The organism is Clostridium sp. HBUAS56017, from assembly GCF_007115085.1.
Taxonomy (GTDB): domain Bacteria; phylum Bacillota; class Clostridia; order Clostridiales; family Clostridiaceae; genus Clostridium; species Clostridium cibarium.
Genome location: NZ_SULK01000064.1, coordinates 1 through 433, shown reverse-complemented (window position 1 = coordinate 433; position 433 = coordinate 1). Strand labels below are relative to the sequence as shown.

The window sequence follows — 433 nt, the reverse complement described above, 5'->3', positions numbered from 1 at the left end:
CCGCTTATCTGGTCGGGGTGACAGGTCTCGAACCTGCGACCTCATGGTCCCAAACCATGCGCGCTACCATCTGCGCCACACCCCGAAATGGTGCGTCTTAAGAGATTCGAACTCCTGGCCCACGCCTTAGAAGGGCGTTGCTCTATCCAGCTGAGCTAAAGACGCTTATTTCATTTATAAATATGAAATTATTGGAGCGGGTAGTGGGAATCGAACCCACCTTTCCAGCTTGGAAGGCTGGAGTATTACCGATATACGATACCCGCTTATTTGGAGCGGAAGACGGGACTCGAACCCGCAACATCCACCTTGGCAAGGTGGCGCTCTACCATTGAGCCACTTCCGCATATGGTGCAGATGAAGGGAGTCGAACCCCCACGCCTAAGGCGCTAGATCCTAAGTCTAGTGCGTCTGCCAATTCCGCCACATCTGC

The 433-nt window shown here is 53.6% G+C and carries 5 tRNA genes; all 5 read right to left on the bottom strand.

The features are described 5' to 3' along the window. Positions 1 to 9: 9 nt before the first annotated feature. Positions 10 to 85, bottom strand: a tRNA-Pro gene (locus FAY47_RS19870). A gap of 3 nt (positions 86 to 88) precedes the next feature. After that, positions 89 to 165: transfer RNA gene (locus FAY47_RS19865), tRNA-Arg, on the bottom strand. Positions 166 to 192: 27 nt separating this feature from the next. Further along, positions 193 to 266: transfer RNA gene (locus FAY47_RS19860), tRNA-Gly, on the bottom strand. Between the two features lie 5 nt (positions 267 to 271). Then, a tRNA-Gly gene (locus FAY47_RS19855) sits at positions 272 to 346 on the bottom strand. Between the two features lie 3 nt (positions 347 to 349). Then, a tRNA-Leu gene (locus tag FAY47_RS19850) sits at positions 350 to 433 on the bottom strand.